Origin of the sequence: Acidithiobacillus sp. 'AMD consortium' (genome assembly GCF_008926505.1) — a bacterium.
Taxonomy (GTDB): Bacteria; Pseudomonadota; Gammaproteobacteria; order Acidithiobacillales; family Acidithiobacillaceae; genus Acidithiobacillus; species Acidithiobacillus ferridurans.
Map to the genome: position 1 here is coordinate 1,161,167 of NZ_CP044411.1, position 22,154 is coordinate 1,183,320.

Below are 22,154 nucleotides of genomic sequence, written 5' to 3' on the forward strand. Positions count from 1 at the left end.
AACATGAAGATCAGTTATCTGGACTTTGAACAATCGGTGGCGGAGCTGGATGCCAAGGTGGAGGAACTCCATGCCCTGAATCAGCCGGGTATCGCCGATGACATCAGTCGTCTGGAAGTCAAGGCGCGCAAGGAGTTGCAGCGTATTTACAGCAAGCTAGGTGCCTGGCAGACGGTACAGGTGGCCCGTCATCCACAGCGGCCCTACACCCTGGATTACGTGCAGGCCCTGTTCACGGAAGTACAGGTGCTGGCAGGCGACCGTGCCTTCGCTGATGATCAGGCTATTATCGGCGGCCTGGCCCGCTTCAACGGACAGCCTATCGTCTGGATGGGACATCAGAAGGGCCGCGACACCAAGGAAAAGATTCAGCGCAACTTTGGGATGCCGCGTCCGGAAGGTTATCGTAAGGCCTTGCGTCTGCTTCGCCTTGCCGAGCGTTTTGCCTTGCCGGTATTTACGTTCATCGATACGCCCGGAGCCTACCCGGGTATTGGTGCCGAAGAGCGCGGCCAGAGTGAGGCCATAGCCCGTAATCTCGCAGTGATGTCTGACCTGGCGGTACCCATTATCTGCACGGTCATTGGTGAAGGTGGCTCCGGCGGGGCCCTGGCGATTGGCGTGGGTGACCGGATGCTGATGCTGGAGTATGGAGTGTACTCCGTCATTTCGCCGGAAGGCTGCGCCTCCATCCTCTGGAAGAACGCGGCTATGGCCGCCGAGGCAGCGGAAACTCTGGGTATCACCGCACGTCGTTTGCAAGGAATGGGTCTGGTCGATGAAGTGCTGGCCGAACCCCTCGGTGGCGCGCATCGAGATCCGGAAGCGGTCTTTGCGCTGGCACGCGAGCGTTTCGCCCATCACCTGCAGGAGTTGCAGGCGATGGATATCAGCAAGTTGCTGACCACCCGTTACGAACGTCTGATGCACTATGGAGTCGTCGGCGCTGCCTGAACTGGAGCGGCGTCTCCAGGCACGTCTGCAGGGGGATCTGCGCCCACCGTGGGGACGCACCCTCTATGTGGCTTACAGTGGCGGCGGGGACTCCACGGCGCTGCTCGTGGCACTGCTTTCTTTAGGGTACGAGATCCAGGCCTTGCATGTGGATCACGGCTGGCACCCGGACAGCGCTCAATGGGCCCGGTTCTGTCAGCAGCGGGCCAAGGCTCTGGGGGTTCCTTTCACCCTGCTGCATCTGGCTGCAGATACACCGGGCGAGGGGCCGGAGGATCAGGCCCGGCGTGCCCGCTATGCCCTCATGGCGGCGCAGCTGCGGCAGGGGGACTGGCTGTTCACGGCGCAGCACCTCGAAGATCAGGCGGAAACCGTGCTTTTGCAACTGTTGCGCGGTACCGGCGTGGCGGGGCTGGCGGCCATGCCCCGGCAGCGCCCGCTGGGAGCCGGGCTTCTGGTTCGGCCCCTGCTGGACGTACCCCGGCAGGTGTTGCGGGATTATCTGGAACAGCGGCACTTACTCTTTCTGAATGATCCGGCCAATGCCGATATGCGCTACGACAGGGTGCGGATACGTCGCATCCTGCTCCCGCAACTGCAGGAACTGGGTTGGCCCCACGCGGCGATCAGTATCGCCCGCGCTGCGGACAATCTCGCCGACATGGGGGAAATTGCGGCGGACTGGTTTGACCTGCGTTGGCAACAGTATCGGGTAGACCATCCGGATCTCTCTGCCGAGGTGCTCCCTCTGGGGTATCTCCATACGCTTTCTGTTGCGGCACAGCGGGTTTTTTTGCGCGGCTGGCTTCAGCATCTGCGGATACCCGTGCCGGGCCGGGAGCGTCTGGAGGTGCTGCGGAACGCGGTGACGCAGGGACGCGGGGGCACGAGGATTCAGTGGGAAGGGGGACAGGCTTGGCTGCAGGGTGGAATACTGCGCGCCTGGCCACAACCGCGCGCTACGGCGGAAAGGGAATGGCAAGCAGGCCCCTGGTGTGCCGCTCCGGGAAAACCGCTGCCGATCCCCGGCTGGGAGTGTGCCATCCGGGCCACGCCACCGGCCGACCTGCATCACCCATTGGCTGAGCGTTTTACAGGGACGACGCTGTACTGGCGCCGTCGCCGCCAGGGGGAACTCACCCTGAACGGACAGGGGCAGCATCGGTCGCTGAAGAAACTGCTGCTGGAGGCGGGGGTCCCACCGGATCTGCGTGCGGATGTACCCCTGCTCTGGGACGAAACGGGGCATTTGCTAGTTATTCTGGGCTACTATACCGCACCCTGGGCGAGTGCCCCCCGCGGAGAGCCGGCACTCTGCCTCTGGAATACCGGCAGTCAGTCTACCGCCGGCAGTGGCGTCGGCTCGATATAGCGCAGCGGCTGCCCGTGGGCATTGGGGAGAATTTCACCTTTGTCGAAAACCACCCGGCCGCCGACAATGGTGGTAACGGGCCAACCCGTCAGGACCCAGCCATTGAAGGGACTCCAGCCCACTCTGGTAAACATCTCCTCATTGCGGACGGGCCTTTCATGGACCATATCGACCAGGGTGAGATCGGCATCCCAGCCGATGGCAATACGCCCCTTGTTTGCCACGCCATAGAGGCGCGCCGGGTTATAGCACATCCAGCGCTGCAATTCGGCGAGACTGCAATGACCGTCGCGCATGGCGGTGAGCATCAGGGGTAGGCTGGTTTCCACGCCGGGCATACCGGAGGGTGCGCGGGGATACCCCAAGGCCTTGTCCGTCAGCAGATGCGGGGCGTGATCCGTAGCGATACAATCGATTACACCGCTGCGCAGCCCTTCCCAGAGGACCAGACGATCCTGCTCACTGCGGATGGGGGGATTCATCTGCGCCAGGGGACCCATTTTGGCATAGGCATCGGTCGTCAGGAAAAGATGGTTGGGAATCGCCTCACAACTGATGTAAGGCGTCTTCTCCTGCCGTAAGAATTCGGTCTCCACGCCTGTGGAGAGATGCAGGATGTGTAGACGGCGCTGATATTTTTTGGACAACCGGACGGCTCGCCGGGTAGCCATCAGTGCCGATTCTTCGTCGCGGATACGGGAATGATCTGCGGGTTCGCAACTGCCGCTGAACTGGGCGCGCCGCTCGCGGATGCGAGCCTCGTCTTCCGCATGGACCGCTATCAGTTTGCGGCCATGCGCGAAAATACGGTCCAGGTCCTTTTCCTGGTCCACCAGCAGGTTGCCGGTACTGGCGCCCATAAAAATCTTGATGCCGCAGGCGGCGTCGGCCGCCAGAAGACTGTCGAGGTTATCCGGGGTGGCCCCGATAAAAAACCCGTAGTTGACCACGGATTTTTCGGCTCCGCGCGCCAGTTTGTCCGCCAGAGCGGCGGGGCTGGTGGTGGACGGATTGGTGTTGGGCATTTCCAGAAAACTGGTGACGCCGCCCTTGGCCGCTGCCCGCGAGCCACTGGAAATATCTTCCTTTTGTTCATTGCCGGGTTCGCGGAAATGTACCTGCGGGTCCATAACGCCAGGCATCAGCATATGGCCTTTGGCGTCAATCACCGTATCGGCAGTGCGGTCTATATCCCGACCGATGGCAACGATACGGCCATCTTCGGAAAAAAGATCCCCGTGATACAGTTCACCGGAGGGCAGTGCGATGCGCGCGTTACGGATCAGCAGGCGCATGGCATCAGTCTTGCGCCATCTGCTTCTCGCGTTTTTCTTCCAGCGTTTTGCAATCGATGCACAGGGTGGCGGTAGGGCGGGCTTCGAGGCGGCGCAGACCAATCTCCACACCACAGCTTTCGCAGTAGCCATATTCGCCGGCCTTGATGCGGTCGAGAGCCTGGGTGATCTTGCGGATCAGCTTGCGTTCCCTGTCGCGGGCGCGCAACTCCAGACCCATATCGGTCTCCAGGCTGGCCCGGTCGTTGGGGTCGGAATAGTTGACGTTTTCCATCTGCATGTGCTGCACGGTACGGTCGACTTCCGCCATCAGTTCACCGCGCCAGTCTTCCAGAATCTTCTGGAAATGGGCGATCTGCGCCGGGCTCATGTATTCTTCGCCGGGAACGGGCTCGTAGGGAGTGAACGCGGTGAACTGCTGGGCGGCGCCGGGCGCTACTGGCGTTGGCGGGAGCATGCTTTGGTCCATGGAAGCTTCCTGTCTTTGCGATAAATCCGGTTACGTTTAACAGAGAAAAGCCGTTTTGGCAATCCATGACATGCTGGGTACAATGGTCCGGCCAGACTGCGGGGATTTTGCGGATTGCGGATGGTTTTGGTGGTTTTCCTTATAAACTCAGGGGATAACGATTTATGCCTTTGCGCGCGCTGATCTTTGATGTGGATGGTACCCTCGCCGATACCGAGAGGGATGCCCATCGGGTGGCCTTCAACCGGGCTTTTGCAGAAATGAGCCTTCCTTTTCGCTGGGATGTGCCGACCTACGGACACTATCTGAAGGTTACCGGCGGCAAGGAGCGCCTCAGGGCTTTCCTGAACGATCATCCCCAGTTGCCGCAACTGAGCGATGCTGATATTGCCTCTATCCACCGTCAAAAGACGGGGCATTACGTGGAGATGATGAATGCCGGGCTATTACCGCTACGCCCCGGGGTGGAGCGTTTGCTGAACGCGGCGCGGGATCATGGTCTGCTTCTGGCCATCGCCACGACCACCACGCCAGCCAATGTCGAGTCGCTGTTAAAGAGCACCCTGGGCGCGGAGGCGCCGCAGCGCTTTCATACCATCGGTGCCGGAGATATCGTTCCCCACAAAAAGCCGGCACCGGACATTTATACCCATGTGCTGGGTCAATTGGGTTTGTCTGCCGCAGACTGCCTCGCGATCGAAGATTCGGCGAACGGGCTGCAATCAGCCTGCGGCGCGGGGCTCGCCACCGTTATTACCCAGACAGAATATACCCAAGGACAGGACTTCAGCGCAGCGCTGAGGGTGCTGGATCATCTGGGAGAAAAGGCATCCCCTGCGCAGGTCTTGCAGGGTCGTTCCGCCGGGGAACGGGTGATCGTGGATATTCCCACCCTGCGAGAGTGGTGGGCAGAGAGCCGTGAACATTGAGTATGTGGGAACAATGACGGGCCTCCGACCGGACTTTTGGGTACCGTCAGGGAAGGCGCACCGGGTATCTGTCGGGTACCCGTCAGTTTTTGGGGGGCGGTGCCTTGCCGCAGTGGGCGCAGACCCCGTTGACCACCAGTTCCATTTCAATCATGGAATAGTCGGCTGGCAAGCGGGGCGCCGGGACACTGCTCTCAGGCAGGCAGAACACCCGACCGCAGGAGACACAATGAAAATGCGGGTGTTGGGTGGCCATCTCTTCACGGCGGGCGCTGAAACGCCATACCCGGTCGTCTGCCGTGATCCGGTGGGCCAGCCCGATCTGTACCAGCCATTCCAGATTACGGTAGAGACTGACGCGATCCACCCCCCCTGTTTCCGAGGCTTCCAGGCGCTGCTGGAGCTCGGGGTGACTGAGGGGTTGCTCGGCTTCCAGAAGCGTCTTGAACACCACCACCCGTAAACGCGTGACACGTTGTCCGGCAGCGCGGAGACGCTGCGCCGCGTCAGTATCGGAAACTGTTGCAGCGAGGGGGTAAGGGACTGATGAATGCGCCATGGAGTCATGCTAGAGCAGAAGATGGGAAGCGCGCAAGCAAGGGTTCTACCGGGCTTCTCTGGACAGCGCCCCACCCGCCGCGCTAGATTTTCAGTCAGGCCCACTCAGGAGTTCCCCATGTCTTCAGAAACCATTACCGTCGGTCAACCTGCACCCCGGTTTCATGCCGCCGCCTATGGTAAGGCGGCTTCCATCAGCCTCGATGACCTGCGCGGAAAGGTTGTGGTGCTCTATTTTTACCCCAAGGATGACACACCGGGTTGTACGACAGAGGGCCAGGAGTTCACGGCGCTCTACCCGGAATTCCAGGACGCTGGCGCGGAAATTCTGGGGGTTTCCCGAGATACCCTCGCCAGCCATGAAAAGTTTTCCTGCAAGTTCAATTTCCCGTTCCCGCTCTTGGCAGATACCGACGAAGCACTTTGCAACGCCTTTGATGTGCTCAAAAAAAAGAACAATTACGGCAAAGTCAGTATCGGTGTCGAACGCAGCACTTTCGTGATCGACCGGGAGGGCAAGATTGCCTACATCGGGCGCAAGGTAAAGGCCGCCGGACATGCGGCCGCCATTCTGCAAATCGTCAAGCAGCTACCATGAGTCCCCGGGAAGTGGCAGCCTCACAGGAGGTAAAGGCACGCCTTTATATTCTGGACACCAACGTGCTGATGCACGACCCCTCAGCACTGTTCCGTTTCCAGGAACATGACATCCTGCTGCCGATGGTCGTGCTGGAGGAATTGGATCAGCACAAAAAGGGCCTGAGTGAACAGGCGCGCAACGTGCGCCAGGTCAGCCGTTATCTGGATGAGATGCTGACAGATACCGCTGATCTGGATCGAGGTTTGGTGCTGCCTTATGCTCAGGGACGACTTTATTTCCAGACGGCTGCGCATCAGCAGGCGCTGCCGGAAGACCTGGCCAGCGGCAAGGCGGATAATGAAATCCTCGCGGTGACTCTGGCCTTACAGAATCGCCATCCCGAAAAGGATGTGATTCTGGTCAGCAAAGACATCAATTTACGCATCAAGGGGCGCACCCTTGGCATCCGGGTGGAGGATTATCAGAACGATCGCGCCCTGGACGACGTGGATCTGCTCTACACCGGCGCAGAGACCCTGAGCGCGGATTTCTGGGACTTGCACAGCCGCGATCTGGATGCCTGGCAGGAAAGCGGGCGCAGCTACTACAAGATCAGCGGGCCGGCCATTCAGCGCTGGCATTCCAACCAGTTTATCGCCATCAATATGGAGGAGGAGGCCACCGAGGACTTCGCGGCGATCGTCCGGGAAGTACATCCGGAACACGCCATCATCGAACGCATTACCGACTATCGGAGCGACCGGCACGCCGTATGGGGCATCCTGGCGCGTAATCCGGAGCAGAATTTTGCCTTGAATCTGCTCATGGATCCGGACATCGATTTTGTCACCCTGCTGGGTCATGCGGGCACGGGCAAGACGCTGCTGACGCTGGCGGCGGCGCTGCATCAGATTTTCGAACAGAAGCGCTACTCGGAGGTCATCATCACCCGTGCGACGGTGCCTGTGGGTGACGAGATCGGTTTTCTGCCTGGTACGGAAGAAGAGAAAATGCTGCCGTGGATGGGGGCGCTGGAGGACAACCTGGAAATTCTGGCGCGTGGCAGCGATGAGGGCGGCAGTTGGGGGCGCAGCGCGACGCAGGACCTGATCAACAAGCGGATTCGCATCAAATCCATGAGTTTTATGCGTGGGCGTACCTTTCTGGAGAAATTCGTCATCATTGACGAGGCGCAGAATCTGACTTCCAAGGAAATGAAGACCCTGATCACCCGTGCCGGTCCGGGGACCAAAATCGTCTGCCTGGGTAATATTGCCCAGATCGACACGCCCTATCTGACCGAAACCACCTCCGGTCTGACCTATGTGGTGGATCGCTTCAAGGACTGGGCCTACAGCGGACATATCACCCTGCGTCGTGGGGAGCGTTCGCGTCTGGCGGATTTTGCCAATGATGCCTTGTGATCCCCTTGTCTCCTGACCCGCTGAGCCCGTAGACTGCGCGCAGGGCATCGGGGGGAGTGAGCGCATGACATGGTCGGTCGCGGATAGTCGCCATCTGTATAACCTGCCGCATTGGGGTGAAGGGTATTTCGACGTGGGGGCGGACGGGCAGATCATCGTCCGTCCCGACGCCAACCCGCAGGGTGCGGCCATCGGGCTGGCCGATGTTGCGGCGGTACTGGGTGAGCATTCCCTCGGTTTGCCCTGCCTCCTGCGTTTCCCGCAGATTCTTGGGGATCGGGTTGCGCGTTTGCACGGCGCCTTTGGTGATGCCATCCGCGCCCTCGATTACAAGGGCAGCTACACCCCCGTTTATCCGATCAAGGTCAATCAGCAGCGGCGCGTCGTGGAGGAGATTTTGCGGACCGGTGCGGGCAGCGTCGGTCTGGAGGCAGGTAGCAAACCGGAGCTGTTGGCGGTCATCGGGCTGATGCCGGTAGGCGGTACCATCATCTGCAATGGTTACAAAGACAACGAGTATATTCGTCTGGCTCTGACGGGTGAGAAGTTGGGCATGCAGGTCTACCTGGTGGTGGAAAAACCATCGGAATTGCCCCTGATCCTGAATGAGGCCCGCAAGCTTGGCGTCAAACCCCGGATCGGGGTGCGCGCGCGGCTGGCATCCGCCGGTTCCGGAAAGTGGCAGAATACCGGTGGCGAAAAGTCCAAATTTGGCCTGTCTACGGCGGACATCCTGGAACTCGTCCACCGCCTGCGGGCAGAAAATGCGCTGGATAGCCTGCAATTACTGCACTTCCATCTCGGCTCCCAGATTCCCAATATTCAGTTCATCAAGGGCGGTATGCGCGAATGCGCTCGCCTCTATGCCGAACTGCGGCGCCTGGGCGCGGCCCTGGAGGTGGTGGATGTGGGCGGCGGGCTCGGTGTGGACTATGAAGGGACGCACTCCCGCGCCTACTGCTCCACGAACTATCATGTCTCGGACTATGCCCATGCCATCGTCGCCACGCTGGCCGATGTATCACGCCAGGAAGGTCTGCCGGAGCCGCGTATCATCTCTGAATCGGGACGGGCGCTGACGGCTCATCACGCCGTCTTGCTGGCGAATGTCAGCGATGTGGAGATGGCGGCGGGAGAGCATCCGCCGTCAACCCCTTCCGCCGACTTGATGGAGGGCGAATGGGGCCGTCTGCTCACCCGGCTGGATCATGGTAACGCCGCTGCCGCGCTGGAAGTCTATCAGGAGGCCCTCTATCTGCTGGCGGAGATTCACCAGCAATTCAACCTCGGTATCATTCACATTGAAGGGCGGGCCGAAGCCGAAGGCGTTTACGCCCAACTGCTCTGGCGGGTGCGCGGCTTTCTTGACCCGCACAATCGCGCGCATCGTGACATCCTTGACGAACTCGACGAAAAGTTGGTGGACAAATATTTCGTTAACTTTTCCCTGTTTCAGTCGCTGCCCGATGTTTGGGCCATTGATCAGATTTTCCCGATATTGCCCATACAGCGGCTGAATGAAGAGCCGACCCGGCGGGCTCGTCTCGAAGATATCACTTGTGACTCCGATGGCAGAATCGATGCGTACGTCACGGCCGAAGGCCTGACGCCGGCGCTGCCGGTACATGCGCTACAGGAGGGGAGGCCTTATCTCCTCGGGATTTTTCTGGTGGGCGCTTATCAGGAAATCCTCGGGGATATGCATAATCTGTTCGGCGACACGGACTCGGTGAATGTGCTCTGTGATGCCTCGGGCGCCATGCGTCTGGAGCAGCCGCTGGCGGGGGATACGGTGGAATCCGTCCTGCAATACGTACAATTTTCCGCCATCGACCTGCTGGCCCGTTATCAGAAAAAAGTGGAAGCCTGCAGCCATCTCGACGATGTGGAGCGTCGTGAGTTTCTACAGCAGTTTGCGGATGGGCTGCATGGTTATACCTATTTAACCGCCCAGAATCAGATCGAAGACCTGACGTAGCAGCGCCAACTCCGTCGTCGGCAGGCGCCGCAGCTCACTGATGGGCTTGAAAACGCCATCGTGGGGAGCGATGGCCTCGTGTGGGGCTTCAAATGTCGTGAAGCGCGCGAGGTGGATCTGAATTGGACCGGTGTCGGTAGACAGCCAAGCCTCGAAACCGTCGTCCAGATCTATCTGGCTGGGATTTATGTTCAATTTCTCCAATACCGCATGCAGTACGTCAGTGGGCGTATCGCCGATCTCCGTGGGTGTCGCAACCATACTGGTGTTCTCCGGCAGTGGCGCTGGCAGCATCACACTGTCGTTGATGCGAACAAAACGCAGGGCAGCACTGTAGCTGTCGAAGTGACAGAAGATCAGGCGATTGCGTTCGAGGAGATCGGATGTGGGCATTGGGTTATTCCTGTTTCGGTTGGGGGGTGATCGGCTTAGCCGATGGTGATGGTCAGCGGTTCAAGCCCGGCAACAGCAGCCTCGATTACGTCGCCTTTCACCACGGGACCCACGCCGGCGGGGGTGCCGGTGAAGATGATGTCTCCGGGAAAGAGTTCGATCTGATTAGACAGGAAATGGACGATCTGCGGAATTTTCCAGAGCATGTCACCGACATCGGCGCTCTGGCGGATTTGACCATTCACCTTGAGTTCGATCTTACCGCGGGCGATGGTTCCCGAATAAAACTCGGGCGTGATGGCCGTGCAGGGCGCCGAATGGTCGAATGCTTTGGCCATCTCCCAGGGCTGGCCCTTTTCGCGGGCCACGCGTTGCAGGTCGCGGCGGGTCATGTCCAGACCCACGGCATAGCCGAACACATAGTCATAATCGACCTTGTCCATGGGGATATTTTTGCCACCCTTATGTAGCGCCACCACCAGTTCTACCTCGGGCTGCAGGTCGGTAGTGCCGGGCGGGTAGGGCAGCACTGAATTATTCTGCAGGATGGCGCTGGCCGGTTTCATGAAAAAGAGGGGTTCGGTATCGGGCGCGCTGCCCATTTCCCGGACGTGATCAGCGTAGTTCTGCCCGACGCAAAAAATACGGCGCACCGGGAAAGGGTTGCTGGACATGGCGTCCAGAGTCACGACAGGGGCGGGCGGGAAGGCGTAGTTCATGGACGGACTCCTGTGCCGGGTGAAATGGAGGGATAACAGGTATCTGCTCCCATTTCTTGATAACTGATCCTGAAGCGGAATTCAATGTGCTTTTCATCGAGGATTCGGTCGCGGCACTCGGGGTAACGTTGTACCAGACGGTTTCGGTGCACCTGCCAAGCGTGGAGCAGGGCGCGGCGGGCCGCCTCCCGATCCTCGCCGGTGCCCTGAAAGGTGAAATGATGGGTGCGCATTTCCGCCAGAACAAAGCAGTTTGCGCTTTCCGTTGTCATCGATAGCCTTCCTCGCGCAGTACGCGCTGCACGGCAGGCCTGGTCCGCAGGCGTTGGTAGTGGGCGTCGCAATGTTCAGGTAGCGGGATGCCCAGCCGGTCTGCCCAGAACTCCACGTAAAACAGTGCCGCATCGGCGATGGAGAAGCCGCCGGTGACATAATCCAAGCCGGCAAGGGCGTCATTCAGGATGGCGAATCCTTGATTGACGATTTCCCGTCCGCGCGCCTGCACGGCTGCGTGATCGGCGACGTTGGGGGTGAAGGTGTCCGTAATGAAAATGCGGGCGAAGCCCTGGCCGTGCAGGGTGCCGACAACATAGTCCATGACTTCCAGCACGCGCGCCTCGCCGTCGGGATACTCTGGCAGCAGTTTCGCCTTGGGGTGGGCGCGTGCCAGCCACCAGGCGATGGCCTGGAATTCAGTCAGCGCCGTGCCGTCCTGACGCACCAGGGTGGGGATGGTGGACTTCGGATTGATGGCGCGGTACTCGGGCTTGTGGTGCTCGCCGGCTGGCAGATTGACGATCCAGGCCTCGAAGGGGAGATCCAGTTCTTCCAGCAGAATATGGATGCCGGTGGAGCACGATCCGGGGGTCATATAGAAGCGCATTGCCATCAGTTGTCCTCTTTAAACCATTCCGGCTGGTTTTTGCGGTATACCCGCAGCCACATCAAGGTATCTGGTGCCAGCGCGCGCACCGCGAGCCAAAGCAGGGTGTCCTCTGCTTTATCACTGGTTGCGAGGCGCTGGTCGAGGGCGCGCCAGCCTTCCCAGTCTATTTCCACCAACAGGGCGTGGATCTCTGGCGACAGGAGCAGGGCGGACTTGCTCATGAGGCGAAGCTGGCGTCGAGTTTCTGCGCGGGTGAGGCGCGACGCGAGAAACTCTTCCTCCTCCAGCCCTTCAGTCAGCGTGAGTACGGCAATCCCCGCCTCTTCAATCGCGTTAAAGAGCGAGATGCTCAGCATGGGGGTGTCCCGGGAGGGTATTCCATCTTGTATGCCACACCGCCAGACTCAATGCGCCGTCAGACCATCGGCATAGGCGCGGATGACGGAGGCCCCTATCAGATCGTGGGGGTCCAGTTCGCCGATCTTTTCCAGAACCTCGCGGCATTCGTCCAGTCGCTTGCGGCGTAACAGGATGAAACTCAGGGCCTTCAGGGTGAAGAGATAAAAATGGGCAGGGCTGTGAATCATGGACCAGTCTGCCGTATTTGGAGCGAGGTGCTGCCAGTTGGGCGGGAAGCCGCCCAGTCGCGCTCCTCTATCCATGGCGTTGCGCGCTATCTCTTCGGCTTCTGCCAATCGGGACTGACGAAACAATAACTTGTATAGGGCAAAATAAGCAGGTAGATAATCCGGTTCATTCAGGAGATGATGCCTCAGCAGTTTTTCCACCTCGGTCGGGTGTGTGCTACTGGCCAGTGCGGCCTCCAGCAGCGAAGCCGCCTGCCCGGCAGGGTCGGCAAAGGGCAGGATGATCTCGCCGAGGGTACCGTCAGGGCTCATTGGACCAAGCCTCCGGTGTCGGGTAGAGGCGGGTGACGGGGGTGCCGCCGATCAGATGTTCGTCGATAATGACGTCGATATCATCCTGACGTACTCCCGCGTAAAGGATGCCTTCGGGATAAACCAGCACATTGGGACCCTCGCCGCAGGGTCCCAGACAACCGCACTGCGTCAGGGCGAAACGCCCCCAGAGTTTGCGTGCTTCAAAGGTGTCTTGAAAAGCACGGAGTAGATCCGCAGAGCCTTGGGCGCCGCAGGAGCCCTTGGGATGGCTCGGCGGCCTGGACTGGACGCAGACAAAGACGTGGCGTTCTGGTTTGCTCATGAAATGCCCCCACTTAACCGAACTTGAAGAGGATGCCGTGACCGCCCCGTGGATAAGACCAGTCCACGTTGTGATGTTCGGTACAAATGATCCGACAGGTGCCGCACTCCAGACAGCCGTCCGTGGTCAGGACCACACCACCGCCCTCGTCTTTGGCGTAACAGGCCGCAGGACAGGCGAAAGTGCAGGACTGTGTTTTACAATCATCGGCGCAGACCTGAGGGTCGCTGATCCGGATATGCGGCCGACCTTCATCGACCCGGTAGCGGTTTTGAAACAGTTTCTCTTCGATCTTGATCATCGTGTTGCCCTCCACATGCGGTAAGCGTCTCCCACCAAACCCCACAACGAGCGTTGCTGTATAAAGCTGCCACGAATGGTCTTCTCCTTGCTGTGCTTATCCTGACCATCGACCATCAGCATGGTATGCGCGGCGCGGTTGAGGAGTTGCGGATACACCGAAAAGAAATGCGGATTGCCGTGCAGGATATCGGGCAACTCCTTGTACTTCCGCAAGTCTTTCATGACGAAACTGTCGTCCAGCGCGGTTTTGTAACGGGCAAGATGGGAGGCCGTACAGGGGAGCTTCATTTCTTTCAGCGCAATAACCGTTTCTGCGGCCAACCGGCCACTGGTCATCGCCAGGTTGGAGCCTTCACGGTGGACTGCATTTACCAGTCCGGCGCTGTCCCCCGCAATCATCCAGCCCTCGCCGTAGAGGGTCGGAACCGCCTTGTAGCCCCCTTCGGGAATCAGGTGGGCGGCATATTCCTTCATTTCGCCCCCCTCGATCAACGGGGCAATGGCCGGATGTGTCTTGAGTTCTTCGAGGAGGGTATAGGGCGCGATGCCCCCTTTTTTGAAGTCGGACAAGAGGCAACCGATGCCCAGCGTGATGGATTCCTTGTTGGTATAGAGGAAGGCGGTGCCGACCATGCCGTGGGTGACGGCACCGGCGATCTCAATGACCACCCCTTCGTTGCCCTTGATGTTGAAACGGCTTTGCACGACCTCCTCGGGCAGAAAGTGAATTTCCTTGACCGCAAGCGCGACGTTTTTGGCGTCGAGTTCGCCATGGAACCCGGCTTTTTTGGCTAACAGCGAATTGACGCCATCCGCCAGGATCACCACATCGGCATAAATGTCGCCTCCCTCACGGTCGGTACGGACGCCGATGACCTTTTTGCCTTCCTGGATGAGCTCGGTGACCGTCGTCTCGCAGATGACCAATGCCCCCGCCTCCTTGACCTTCCCGGAGAACCACTTGTCGAAAGGCGCCCGGAGGATGGTATAACGATTGGGCTGGTCGCTGTTAAAGGCATCCGAGCGATAGTTGGTACCGATGAAGGATTTGTCATCCAGCACCCACATGCGCTGTTCGATGATATGGCGTTCCAACGGGGCATCGTCGCGGAAATCGGGAATGATGCGCTCCAGCGCGTCGGCGTAGAGAATGGCCCCCTGGACATTTTTGGTACCAGGGGTTTCACCGCGTTCCAGTTGCAATACGCTCAGACCTGCCTTGGCCATGGTATACGCGGCTGCATTACCGGCGGGGCCGGCACCTACCACAATGGCATCAAATTTTTCGGCCATGTCATGACTCCTGTAATTAACCGGCCCGGCGGTTCACAGCCAGACGGCTGCGAAAGGCGTCGGTGAGGACGGGAAGGATCTGCACGGCGTCGCCGACAATGCCATAAGTGGCAAAATCGAAGATGGGCGCATGGGGATCGTTGTTGATGGCGATGATGACGTCGGAGGCTTCCATGCCGACGCGGTGCTGAATCGCCCCGGAGATGCCCGCGGCAATATAAAGCTTGGGACGCACGGTCTTGCCCGATTGCCCGACCTGACGATCTGCGGGCAGCCAGCCGGCATGAGTCACTGGACGCGATCCGCCCACTTCGGCGCCGAGCACGGCCGCCAGGTCCCAGATCAGACGAAAGTTTTCGGCTTTGCCCATGCCCCGGCCGCCCGCCACGATAACGTCGGCATAGGCGAGTTGCGCCTGCTCCTGGGCCTCGTCGGGGATGAACTCCAGGACTTTGGCGATAATGTCATCTTCCTGCATCTGCAGGTTTTCAGAAATGATACGACCACTGCGTTCTGGCAGGGGGTCGGGCATGGCCATGACCCGGGGGCGAATGGTCGCCATCTGCGGGCGGTAGTTCAGGGTCTGGATGGTGCAGAGCAGGCTGCCGCCAAAGGTCGGACGGGTGGCGAGGAGTCCGCGGTTGTCCGGATCAATGGCGAGTTCGGTACAGTCTGCGGTCAAACCCGTGAGCAGAGTGGTCGCCACACTGCCGGCGAGATCGCGGCCCAGGGTGGTGGCGCCCAGCAGCAGAATCTCCGGCTGGTACTTATTGACCAGGTCCGTCATGGCCTTGGTGTAGGGCTCGTTGCGATAGTCTGTGAGAATGGGATCGGCCACGATATAGGCCACATCCGCGCCATAGGTGAAAGCGCTGCGGGCAGCGGCGGCAAGTTCATCGCTGCTGCCGCCGAGGATGACGGCGCTCAGTTCGACCTTCAGAATATCGGCCAGCTTGCGCCCTTCGCCCAGTAGCTCCCAGGATACCTGGTGTACCTGGCCCCGTTCCATTTCGACAAACACCCAGATTCCCTTGTAGGCCGCCAGGCGGGGGTCCAGCTCCAGGCGCTTTTTGCCTTTGGGCTTTGCGGGTGCGGTAGTGTTCTCGCTCATGCGGATGCTCCTTGTGCGTTTATACGGTGATCAGGCCGAGTTCCTGCGCCAGGCGCGGGTGCTGGCTGCTGAGAATATCCAGGATGGCGTTGGCGGTGCCACCGGCGTCCAGATCGGCGCCGATCATCTGTGCCTTCACGGCCCTGGGCTTGGGGGTGAATATCTTGCTGACCACTGTAGGCGAGCCCTTGAGGCCGATTTTGCTCACATCCTCAATACCGGCGCGCTCTTTATTCCATTTCGGCACCTCAAAGCGGGCCGAGCGGAACATATCACCCATGCTCGCAAAACGAATCTGGTTGCTGCCTTCCAGCATGGTGATCAGGGCGGGCAGGCGGGTCTGGATCACCTGTACACCACCTTCAGAACGGCGTTGTACGGTGATGCTGCGCTGCGCAAGGTCCAGAGAGTCGATAGCCGATACGTAGGTGAGGAGTTGCAGGCCCAGGCGCTTGGCAATGCCCGGCCCGACCTGCGCGGTATCGCCGTCAATGGTCTGCTTGCCAGTAAACACCAGATCAACGGGATGTTCCTCACCAATTTTACGGATGGTCTGTGCCAGGGCGAAGGAGGTCGCCAGGGTGTCGGCGCCGGCGAAGGCGCGGTCGGTCAGGAGTATCACGTCGTCGGCACCATAGGCGACGGCCTTGCGCAGTGCGTCTTCCGCTTGGGGCGGCCCCATGGTCAGCACGGTGACGCGCCCGCCGAAACGGTCTTTGAGGCGCAAGGCTTCTTCGATGGCGAAAACGTCGAAGGGATTGATGATGGCGGGTACGCCCTGCCGCATGATGGTATTGGTGACTGGATGCACCCGGATCTGGGCGCTGTCGGGAACCTGTTTGATACAGACGACAATGTGCATGGTGTACTCCTGTTACCGACCTGTCGGTGATCTGAAGAAGCTGTTGCAGTGATCTAAGCAATCTTCATTCCAGATACGCAGGTCTTGTTAATCTCAAGATAAACAGTCTGTTGGATAAAATGCACCAGAAAAGCAACGCAAGCAGCGGATGTAGGCTTTGCGACAAAATGCATGCTTTATCACGGTAAACTCCATGCATCCGCTGGCGCTCTGCGGCGGGATTGGGGAGTGCGCAGGAACTACGGTGGAAGACGAGGGCCTCACTGACCAGCGTCTGATGAACGGTTGCGAAAGGTGCATGGTTGGAGAGGTTCTTGTTGATGGGACCAGGTCCACAAGAAGGTAACAAAGCGTACAAGATGTTCAATCTCTTACGGGACGATAAAAAATAACCATATGATAATATTGCGGTTACATTTTGGCGCGGATATTGCCTGCCAAAATGTTGTTGCTGTCCCTATCGAACAACGCTATATTCCGATAAACATATCATATTCGGGGCAGGCTTCTGCGGGTCTCGGTTCGGTTTCGCTGGGGAGGTGCGCGTCGTGCGTCATATCCGGCCATATATGGAGAGGGAGAAAATGAATATGGAACAGGAAAGATCTGTCGTCCTGAAGTTGTCCGTTCACAATGACGCTGTCCTCTCGGTACAGGGTCCGCACTGCCCCGGTTCGGAGACGCTGGATATCCGCCGTTTTGGCGATGAGGATTCCATAGTGCGTCCTGCCATCACCGATATGCATTTCCCCGAAGTGATTTTTCCCACCCGCCGGGTAGGCCGGGTAGCCGGGGTGGAAAAGGTCCGGGAACTGGTCGTGGAGCACCATCGCCTCATCTGGCATAGCCCGCTACAACCCATCTTCGGCAACAACGAAAAGCATTTCTGGAAGGCCGTGGAATTGACGGCGGATTTTCATGCAGAAGTCTGCGGCGGCCCCAAGCTCTATACGGAGCGGCGGGGGCGTCCCCATCTGCGCGAACGGCACTTTCCCTTCACCATCCGGGAGAAGGATCGTGAACTCTGGCTGGATCTCTATGTGCAGGCCCTGCGCAACGTCGCCTTCCCGCTGGAAGTGGCGGAGGAGTACTGGCGCTGGGTGGAATCTCTGTCCATCCGCATGATCAACCGCCGCACCACCTTCGCGGAACCGGTGCGGGTGCCTTACAGCCAAATCGCCGCACAGTTGGCCTGAGGAGAGAGTCATGCAACATTTAGCGCGCACTGCATTATATATGTCCATAGCCAGCGTGTTGGCCTGCATCCCGTCTACCGATGCCGACGCCGATGGCGCCCTGCCAAAACTCGGTACCGTAACCGTGGAGGGGCATCAGAAAAATACCCTGGAAAGCCCTGCCAGCGGCGCTGAGCAGGGGGCCACCATCAGCGGCCATGCATTGGACATTCTCGGTGGAGCAGGGCAGACCAATCCTTACGCCGCCATCTCCCTTCTGCCGTCGGTCATGGCCCAGAACCCGGATCCCTATGGTCTGGCCAACGTACCCGGCGGCAACAAGGGTGTGCGCATCCGGGGCGAGCGCAATCCCCACGGAGGGATTGGCACGGTAGAGGGATTACCCTTGTCCGCCGTCAACCCCGGCCCCGGCGAGCAGTTTCTGTTCGACATGGAAAACATCCGCAGTATCACGCTGTTGGCACCGCCCTTTTCGCCGGACAAACTGGCCGTATTCACCACCCAGGGCTATCTCAACAGCCATGTGCTGTGGCCCCGGGCCAAGTTTGGCGGCGAAGTGGATCAGAGCTTTGGATCCTATGATTTTCATCGCAGCTTCATCCGCCTGGACTCCGGCACCTTACCCACCGGCACCCGCGTCTTCATCTCCGGGTCGTATACCCATGCGGATCAGTGGCGCGGCCCGGGCGCATCGCCGGACTATCGCTATAACGGCGAGATCGGGATCAGCCAGGATTTAGGCCGCACCCTGAGCGCCAAGGTTTATGCAGCCTATGGTTCCATGAAGGAGAACAATTATCTGCCTCTGACCTATACCCAGGCCAGTAATCTGGGGCAGTACTACAATCTCGGCTATAACAGCACACTCACCGGGAATGTCGCCAACGACGTGAATTATTACGGATATAACCGGCAGAAATTCCAGGATTACGCGGTATTCGGGGAACTCAACTGGCATCCCGATGATCAGAACACACTCGTTATCAAGCCCTTCTACAGTCAGGAAAACGGCTATTACCTGCAGGGATTGAGTAATCTGGGAGGAAAGCCGGGCATACGGGACTGGATCATCGACCATTCCCTCTATGGCGTGGTGGCCCAATACGACACCCAATGGCATGGTAATCACTTTTCAGTCGGTTACTGGTTTGAAAATCTAACCCCTCCCGGCCCCCCTACGGATTTCAAGATTTATCGCATGGTCAACGGCCAGCTCGTTTTTGGTGGTTATGGCCTATTGGCCCGCGCTACGGCGAACCACGTCTTCAACAGTCCCTATTTCCAATGGCGGCGGAAGGTCGGTCCGGTAACGTTTACGGCAGGCGCTCGTTATCTGATGGAGCAAACGCCATCCTTCAGCGTCTACAATACCGCGGGGATTCCTGACGCATCCTATGCCAATGCCTTGAATCTGGCCACCTCCATCAATTCAGCCCGCAGTGTGGAAGGTAGAACCTTCTATCAGTGGCTACCTTATTTTTCGGCGGTTTATGCCGTCAACCCAGATCTGGACACGGTCTTTGCCTATGGTCGCAATAATGGTGCTCCTGCCTTCAATAGTTGGCCCTCCGTACAAATGAACTTTGCCGCTTTTCAAAAGGCTGGGGTGACCGCGCAGCGTGCCTGGGATCAACTGGCGCCGGAAACCTCCAACAGTTTCAGTCTGGGGCTCAAATGGCACGAAGCGGCGTGGTATGTGAATCCCACCTTCTTTTACGCCACCTATCGCAATAAATATGTGAATGCCTACGACCCGTTGGTGGGTATCAGTTACGATCAGAACGCAGGCATGGGTCGCGCCTGGGGCTTTGAACTGGCGGCCGGAGCCAAGCTCTGGCATCGGCTATCCGTGTTCAGCAACCTGGCCTATGACCGCGCCTATTTCACTCAGGATCTGCGTACCGGCAGCGGCGCGTTCTTGCCTGTTACCGGCTTGCAGTTTCCTGATACCCCACGCTTCATTGGTAGTCTGGGTGCATTATACGAATATGGCCGGTTCAGTATTGCGCCCACGTTGCAGTATATGGGCAGCCGCTATGCGGATACCCTGCATACCCAACCCGTGCCGGGCTATCTGCTGGCGAACCTGAACATGGGTTATCACTGGCGGATTACCCATGTGGGCGAGCTGACGGTGAATCTGAGTATCCTGAACCTCTTCAACCGCCACTATATCGGCCTCATCGACAGTAGTTATTTGAGCACTGCGGCATCTGGCGGTGCCAGTTTCTATCCCGGCGCGCCCATCACCGTCGCAGGGACGATAGGGCTACGTTTTTAGAAGCGCGTTATGGTTCAACTATACCAACCGCGTGGCTCTACAAAAACCGTCCCTTTCATAGATATCCAGGATAGATGCAGCAGGAGGCATTATGAAAATTAAGGCCGTCATGCGTTACACCGTGTACACGCTCATAATGGCCGCAACGGTGAAGTCGAGCCTCGCGTGGGCGGAAGATGGCGCAAACGCCCCAAAGCTCCAAGCCATTACCGTAACGGGGAGTGGTCAGACGCCCCTCGTGCTGCCGTCCCTGGGTGCAGGCACAGGTGCCACCATCCCCAACTCCAGCTTCGATCTCTTTCAAAGCCCCGGTGGGACCAATGCCTATAGCATCGTCAGTGGACTACCCTCGGTCATGGTGCAGACCACGGACCCATACGGCTTGTCCAGTAGCGGCCCTGTAGGCATCAGCATCCGTGGTGAAACGAGCATCAAAGGGGCCATCGGCACCGTGGAAGGCATTCCCATCTCCGCCATCGATCCGGGAGCGGGCCAACAATTTTTATTCGATAGCGAAAACTTGCGGAGCGTCAGCCTCCTGACTCCTCCTTTCGCGCCAGAGCATATTTCCGTATTCACGCAGGAAGGATATCTCAACCGGAACATTCGCTGGGCTGCGGATCATTTCGGCGGCGAAGTCTCCCAAAGCGCCGGTTCCTTCGGTTTTCACAAGACCTTTCTGCGTTTGGACTCTGGGCTGCTGGCCACCGGCACCAAGTTTTTCATTTCATCCTCCTATGCCCATGCCGACGCCTGGCGCGGGAATGGAGCCGCTCCGGATTATCGGTATAACGGGACATTTGGGGTCACCCAGCGGATCACCCGTCGGCTCACGGCAAAACTCTTTGCCGTCTACGACGACATGAAGGGCGCCAGCTACCTTCCCCTCAGCTATGCTCAGGCATCCAATCTTGGTGCCAATTATAACCTGGGGTACAACGCGAACCCGCAAAGCCTCAATTATTCCGGATACAACCAGCAAAAATTTCAGGACTATGCCTTGATGGGTGAAATTCGCTGGCGCACGAGTTCCCATGGCACATTGCTCATAAAGCCTTTTTACATTCAGGAAAACGGTTACACCATGGGTACGGGACTTCCGGGAGTAAAACCCAATCAAATTGGTTATTGGAGTATCAATCACCATCTGTATGGCGTTCTGGCCAAATATGATTTTCATTATGCCCAGACGAAATTTTCCCTGGGGTACTGGTACGAAAACATTCAGCCGCCAGGGCCCCCCACTGCGGTCAAGGCGTTCAATATTGCTCCTGACGGCTTGCAATTTAGCAACTGGACGCCGTTGCTGGTTAATCCTGTATCCAACAATGTTTTCAACAGCCCATATTTTCAGGCGAAGCGAGCATTCGGTCCGGTGACGGTCACCGCAGGTGTCCGCTATTTAACGGAACAAATCCCCACGCTCAGTGTTTATAACGGCAGCGGGGTGGGAGATGTGTCACCCAGCCAGGCGATCCGTGATGCGGCATTTAAATACACCATCAATGGCCATACGGATTATCAATGGCTCCCCTATATCGGTGCACTCTACCGATTCACGCCGCATGTCAGCCTTACCGCTGCGTATGGCCGGGACAATGGGGGCCCTGCTCTGGAGATGTGGCCGAAACTGGTGCTGTCCGGAATGCCGGCAGCGGCTGCCCAAAACGCCTGGAACACCACGCGGCCAGGTACGTCCAACGCTTTTTCCCTGGGTCTGGCCATTACTCATACGCGCTGGTATCTGCGCCCGGATGTGTTTTACACCACCTACAATCATAAGGACATCCCCATCAATGTACCGGGAACGTCCGCATTTTATAATCAGAACCTCGGCGTAGGGAAGGCTTGGGGTCTGGAAATCCAGGGCGCCGTCCAGCCGTTGGATGATCTTCAGGTTTTCGGCTCTGCCGCTTACGATCGCGCCTACTTCACTCAAAATATCCCCGACGGCCAAACCATCCTTCCAGTCAGCGGATTGCAATTCCCCGATGTTCCAAAATTCCTGGCCACCCTGGGACTTCGTTATCGTTATCACCGATTCACGGTCAGCCCGGTTATTCAATACACGGGCCTGCGTTATGCAGATTCATTGCACACTCAGCCGGTGCCGGCCTATTGCATTACCAATCTGAATTTCGCCTATCATCAGCCGCTACGGCATGTCGGCGAACTAACCGCAAGGCTGCAGTTCCTGAATCTATTCAATCGTCATTATATTGGCCTCATCAGCCAAAACTATGTGCAAACCGGAGCCAGTGCGGCGACTTTCTATCCCGGCGCGCCACTGACCGTGGTCGGTTCCTTGGCATTACGATTCTAAAGGG

The 22,154-nt window shown here is 58.5% G+C and carries 23 protein-coding genes; 9 read left to right on the top strand and 14 right to left on the bottom strand.

Features of this window, described 5'->3' with window-relative positions; all coding sequences use genetic code 11:
* The first annotated feature begins 3 nt into the window (after window positions 1-3).
* Window positions 4-954 (top strand): acetyl-CoA carboxylase carboxyltransferase subunit alpha, encoded by a 951-nt coding sequence (locus tag F6A13_RS06045; RefSeq protein ID WP_126605222.1) that lies wholly within the window; start codon window positions 4-6, stop codon window positions 952-954.
* Window positions 932-2,326: a tRNA lysidine(34) synthetase TilS gene (gene tilS / locus F6A13_RS06050; protein WP_126605223.1), complete on the top strand. Its 1,395-nt coding sequence runs from the start codon at window positions 932-934 to the stop codon at window positions 2,324-2,326. Before F6A13_RS06045 ends, tilS begins: the two co-directional genes overlap by 23 nt.
* On the opposite strand, the gene F6A13_RS06055 is transcribed toward tilS, so the two are convergent.
* Together F6A13_RS06055 and dksA are read right to left on the bottom strand one after the other, a co-directional pair.
* Complete coding sequence (locus F6A13_RS06055) at window positions 2,290-3,621, bottom strand: dihydroorotase (RefSeq protein ID WP_126605224.1); 1,332 nt, start codon at window positions 3,619-3,621, stop codon at window positions 2,290-2,292. The genes tilS and F6A13_RS06055 overlap by 37 nt on opposite strands.
* A 4-nt stretch (window positions 3,622-3,625) precedes the next feature.
* Window positions 3,626-4,090, bottom strand: a complete 465-nt coding sequence (dksA, locus tag F6A13_RS06060; protein ID WP_113525749.1) for an RNA polymerase-binding protein DksA — start codon at window positions 4,088-4,090, stop codon at window positions 3,626-3,628.
* 164 nt (window positions 4,091-4,254) lie between these two features.
* Here dksA and F6A13_RS06065 point away from each other — a divergent pair, with 164 nt between their 5' ends.
* Window positions 4,255-5,019 (top strand): HAD family hydrolase, encoded by a 765-nt coding sequence (locus F6A13_RS06065; protein WP_113525750.1) that lies wholly within the window; start codon window positions 4,255-4,257, stop codon window positions 5,017-5,019.
* Window positions 5,020-5,101: 82 nt separating this feature from the next.
* On the opposite strand, the gene F6A13_RS06070 is transcribed toward F6A13_RS06065, so the two are convergent.
* On the bottom strand, window positions 5,102-5,578 hold the full coding sequence (locus F6A13_RS06070) for a Fur family transcriptional regulator (RefSeq protein WP_126605225.1): 477 nt from the start codon (window positions 5,576-5,578) through the stop codon (window positions 5,102-5,104).
* A gap of 117 nt (window positions 5,579-5,695) precedes the next feature.
* Between F6A13_RS06070 and F6A13_RS06075 the strand changes: the two genes are divergently transcribed.
* The 3 genes from F6A13_RS06075 to speA all read left to right on the top strand — a co-directional run bounded on the left by F6A13_RS06075 (window position 5,696) and on the right by speA (window position 9,559).
* Complete coding sequence (locus F6A13_RS06075; protein ID WP_113525752.1) at window positions 5,696-6,175, top strand: peroxiredoxin; 480 nt, start codon at window positions 5,696-5,698, stop codon at window positions 6,173-6,175.
* The gene (locus F6A13_RS06080) at window positions 6,172-7,581 is read left to right on the top strand and encodes a PhoH family protein (RefSeq protein ID WP_126605226.1); all 1,410 of its coding nucleotides are present in this window, start codon (window positions 6,172-6,174) and stop codon (window positions 7,579-7,581) included. Before F6A13_RS06075 ends, F6A13_RS06080 begins: the two co-directional genes overlap by 4 nt.
* 64 nt (window positions 7,582-7,645) lie before the next feature.
* Entirely contained in the window at window positions 7,646-9,559 is a 1,914-nt protein-coding gene (gene speA / locus F6A13_RS06085) for a biosynthetic arginine decarboxylase (protein ID WP_126605227.1), read from the top strand.
* Here the strand turns inward: speA and F6A13_RS06090 are convergent.
* The 11 genes from F6A13_RS06090 to F6A13_RS06140 are packed head-to-tail and all read right to left on the bottom strand — an operon-like array spanning window position 9,524 to window position 16,350.
* Complete coding sequence (locus F6A13_RS06090; protein WP_113525755.1) at window positions 9,524-9,952, bottom strand: hypothetical protein; 429 nt, start codon at window positions 9,950-9,952, stop codon at window positions 9,524-9,526. The genes speA and F6A13_RS06090 overlap by 36 nt on opposite strands.
* Before the next feature lie 35 nt (window positions 9,953-9,987).
* Complete coding sequence (locus F6A13_RS06095; protein ID WP_113525756.1) at window positions 9,988-10,671, bottom strand: fumarylacetoacetate hydrolase family protein; 684 nt, start codon at window positions 10,669-10,671, stop codon at window positions 9,988-9,990.
* Window positions 10,668-10,943 carry a hypothetical protein gene (locus F6A13_RS06100; protein WP_126605228.1) on the bottom strand — a complete coding sequence of 92 codons (276 nt, stop codon included), beginning with the start codon at window positions 10,941-10,943 and terminating at the stop codon, window positions 10,668-10,670. The genes F6A13_RS06095 and F6A13_RS06100 overlap by 4 nt, the downstream gene beginning before the upstream one ends.
* On the bottom strand, window positions 10,940-11,560 hold the full coding sequence (locus tag F6A13_RS06105; protein ID WP_113525758.1) for a glutathione S-transferase family protein: 621 nt from the start codon (window positions 11,558-11,560) through the stop codon (window positions 10,940-10,942). Before F6A13_RS06105 ends, F6A13_RS06100 begins: the two co-directional genes overlap by 4 nt.
* Window positions 11,560-11,913, bottom strand: a complete 354-nt coding sequence (locus F6A13_RS06110; RefSeq protein ID WP_113525759.1) for a hypothetical protein — start codon at window positions 11,911-11,913, stop codon at window positions 11,560-11,562. The genes F6A13_RS06105 and F6A13_RS06110 overlap by 1 nt, the downstream gene beginning before the upstream one ends.
* A 48-nt stretch (window positions 11,914-11,961) precedes the next feature.
* Window positions 11,962-12,456, bottom strand: a complete 495-nt coding sequence (locus F6A13_RS06115) for a hypothetical protein (RefSeq protein ID WP_113525760.1) — start codon at window positions 12,454-12,456, stop codon at window positions 11,962-11,964.
* Window positions 12,446-12,781 (bottom strand): (2Fe-2S) ferredoxin domain-containing protein, encoded by a 336-nt coding sequence (locus F6A13_RS06120; protein ID WP_014029006.1) that lies wholly within the window; start codon window positions 12,779-12,781, stop codon window positions 12,446-12,448. The genes F6A13_RS06115 and F6A13_RS06120 overlap by 11 nt, the downstream gene beginning before the upstream one ends.
* A gap of 13 nt (window positions 12,782-12,794) precedes the next feature.
* Window positions 12,795-13,082: a ferredoxin family protein gene (locus F6A13_RS06125; RefSeq protein ID WP_113525761.1), complete on the bottom strand. Its 288-nt coding sequence runs from the start codon at window positions 13,080-13,082 to the stop codon at window positions 12,795-12,797.
* Window positions 13,079-14,377, bottom strand: coding sequence for an FAD-dependent monooxygenase (locus F6A13_RS06130; RefSeq protein ID WP_113525762.1), 1,299 nt, complete (start codon window positions 14,375-14,377; stop codon window positions 13,079-13,081). The genes F6A13_RS06125 and F6A13_RS06130 overlap by 4 nt, the downstream gene beginning before the upstream one ends.
* A gap of 16 nt (window positions 14,378-14,393) precedes the next feature.
* Complete coding sequence (locus tag F6A13_RS06135) at window positions 14,394-15,488, bottom strand: electron transfer flavoprotein subunit alpha/FixB family protein (RefSeq protein ID WP_113525763.1); 1,095 nt, start codon at window positions 15,486-15,488, stop codon at window positions 14,394-14,396.
* Window positions 15,489-15,507: 19 nt separating this feature from the next.
* Window positions 15,508-16,350, bottom strand: coding sequence for an electron transfer flavoprotein subunit beta/FixA family protein (locus F6A13_RS06140; RefSeq protein WP_126605229.1), 843 nt, complete (start codon window positions 16,348-16,350; stop codon window positions 15,508-15,510).
* A gap of 584 nt (window positions 16,351-16,934) precedes the next feature.
* On the opposite strand from F6A13_RS06140, the gene F6A13_RS06150 reads away from it, so the two are divergent.
* The 3 genes from F6A13_RS06150 (at window position 16,935) to F6A13_RS06160 (ending at window position 22,150) form a co-directional block, all read left to right on the top strand.
* Window positions 16,935-17,546: a globin gene (locus F6A13_RS06150; RefSeq protein ID WP_126605230.1), complete on the top strand. Its 612-nt coding sequence runs from the start codon at window positions 16,935-16,937 to the stop codon at window positions 17,544-17,546.
* A gap of 10 nt (window positions 17,547-17,556) precedes the next feature.
* Entirely contained in the window at window positions 17,557-19,827 is a 2,271-nt protein-coding gene (locus F6A13_RS06155; protein ID WP_113525767.1) for a TonB-dependent receptor, read from the top strand.
* Between the two features lie 91 nt (window positions 19,828-19,918).
* Window positions 19,919-22,150, top strand: a complete 2,232-nt coding sequence (locus F6A13_RS06160) for a TonB-dependent receptor (protein ID WP_126605231.1) — start codon at window positions 19,919-19,921, stop codon at window positions 22,148-22,150.
* Window positions 22,151-22,154 lie beyond the last annotated feature (4 nt).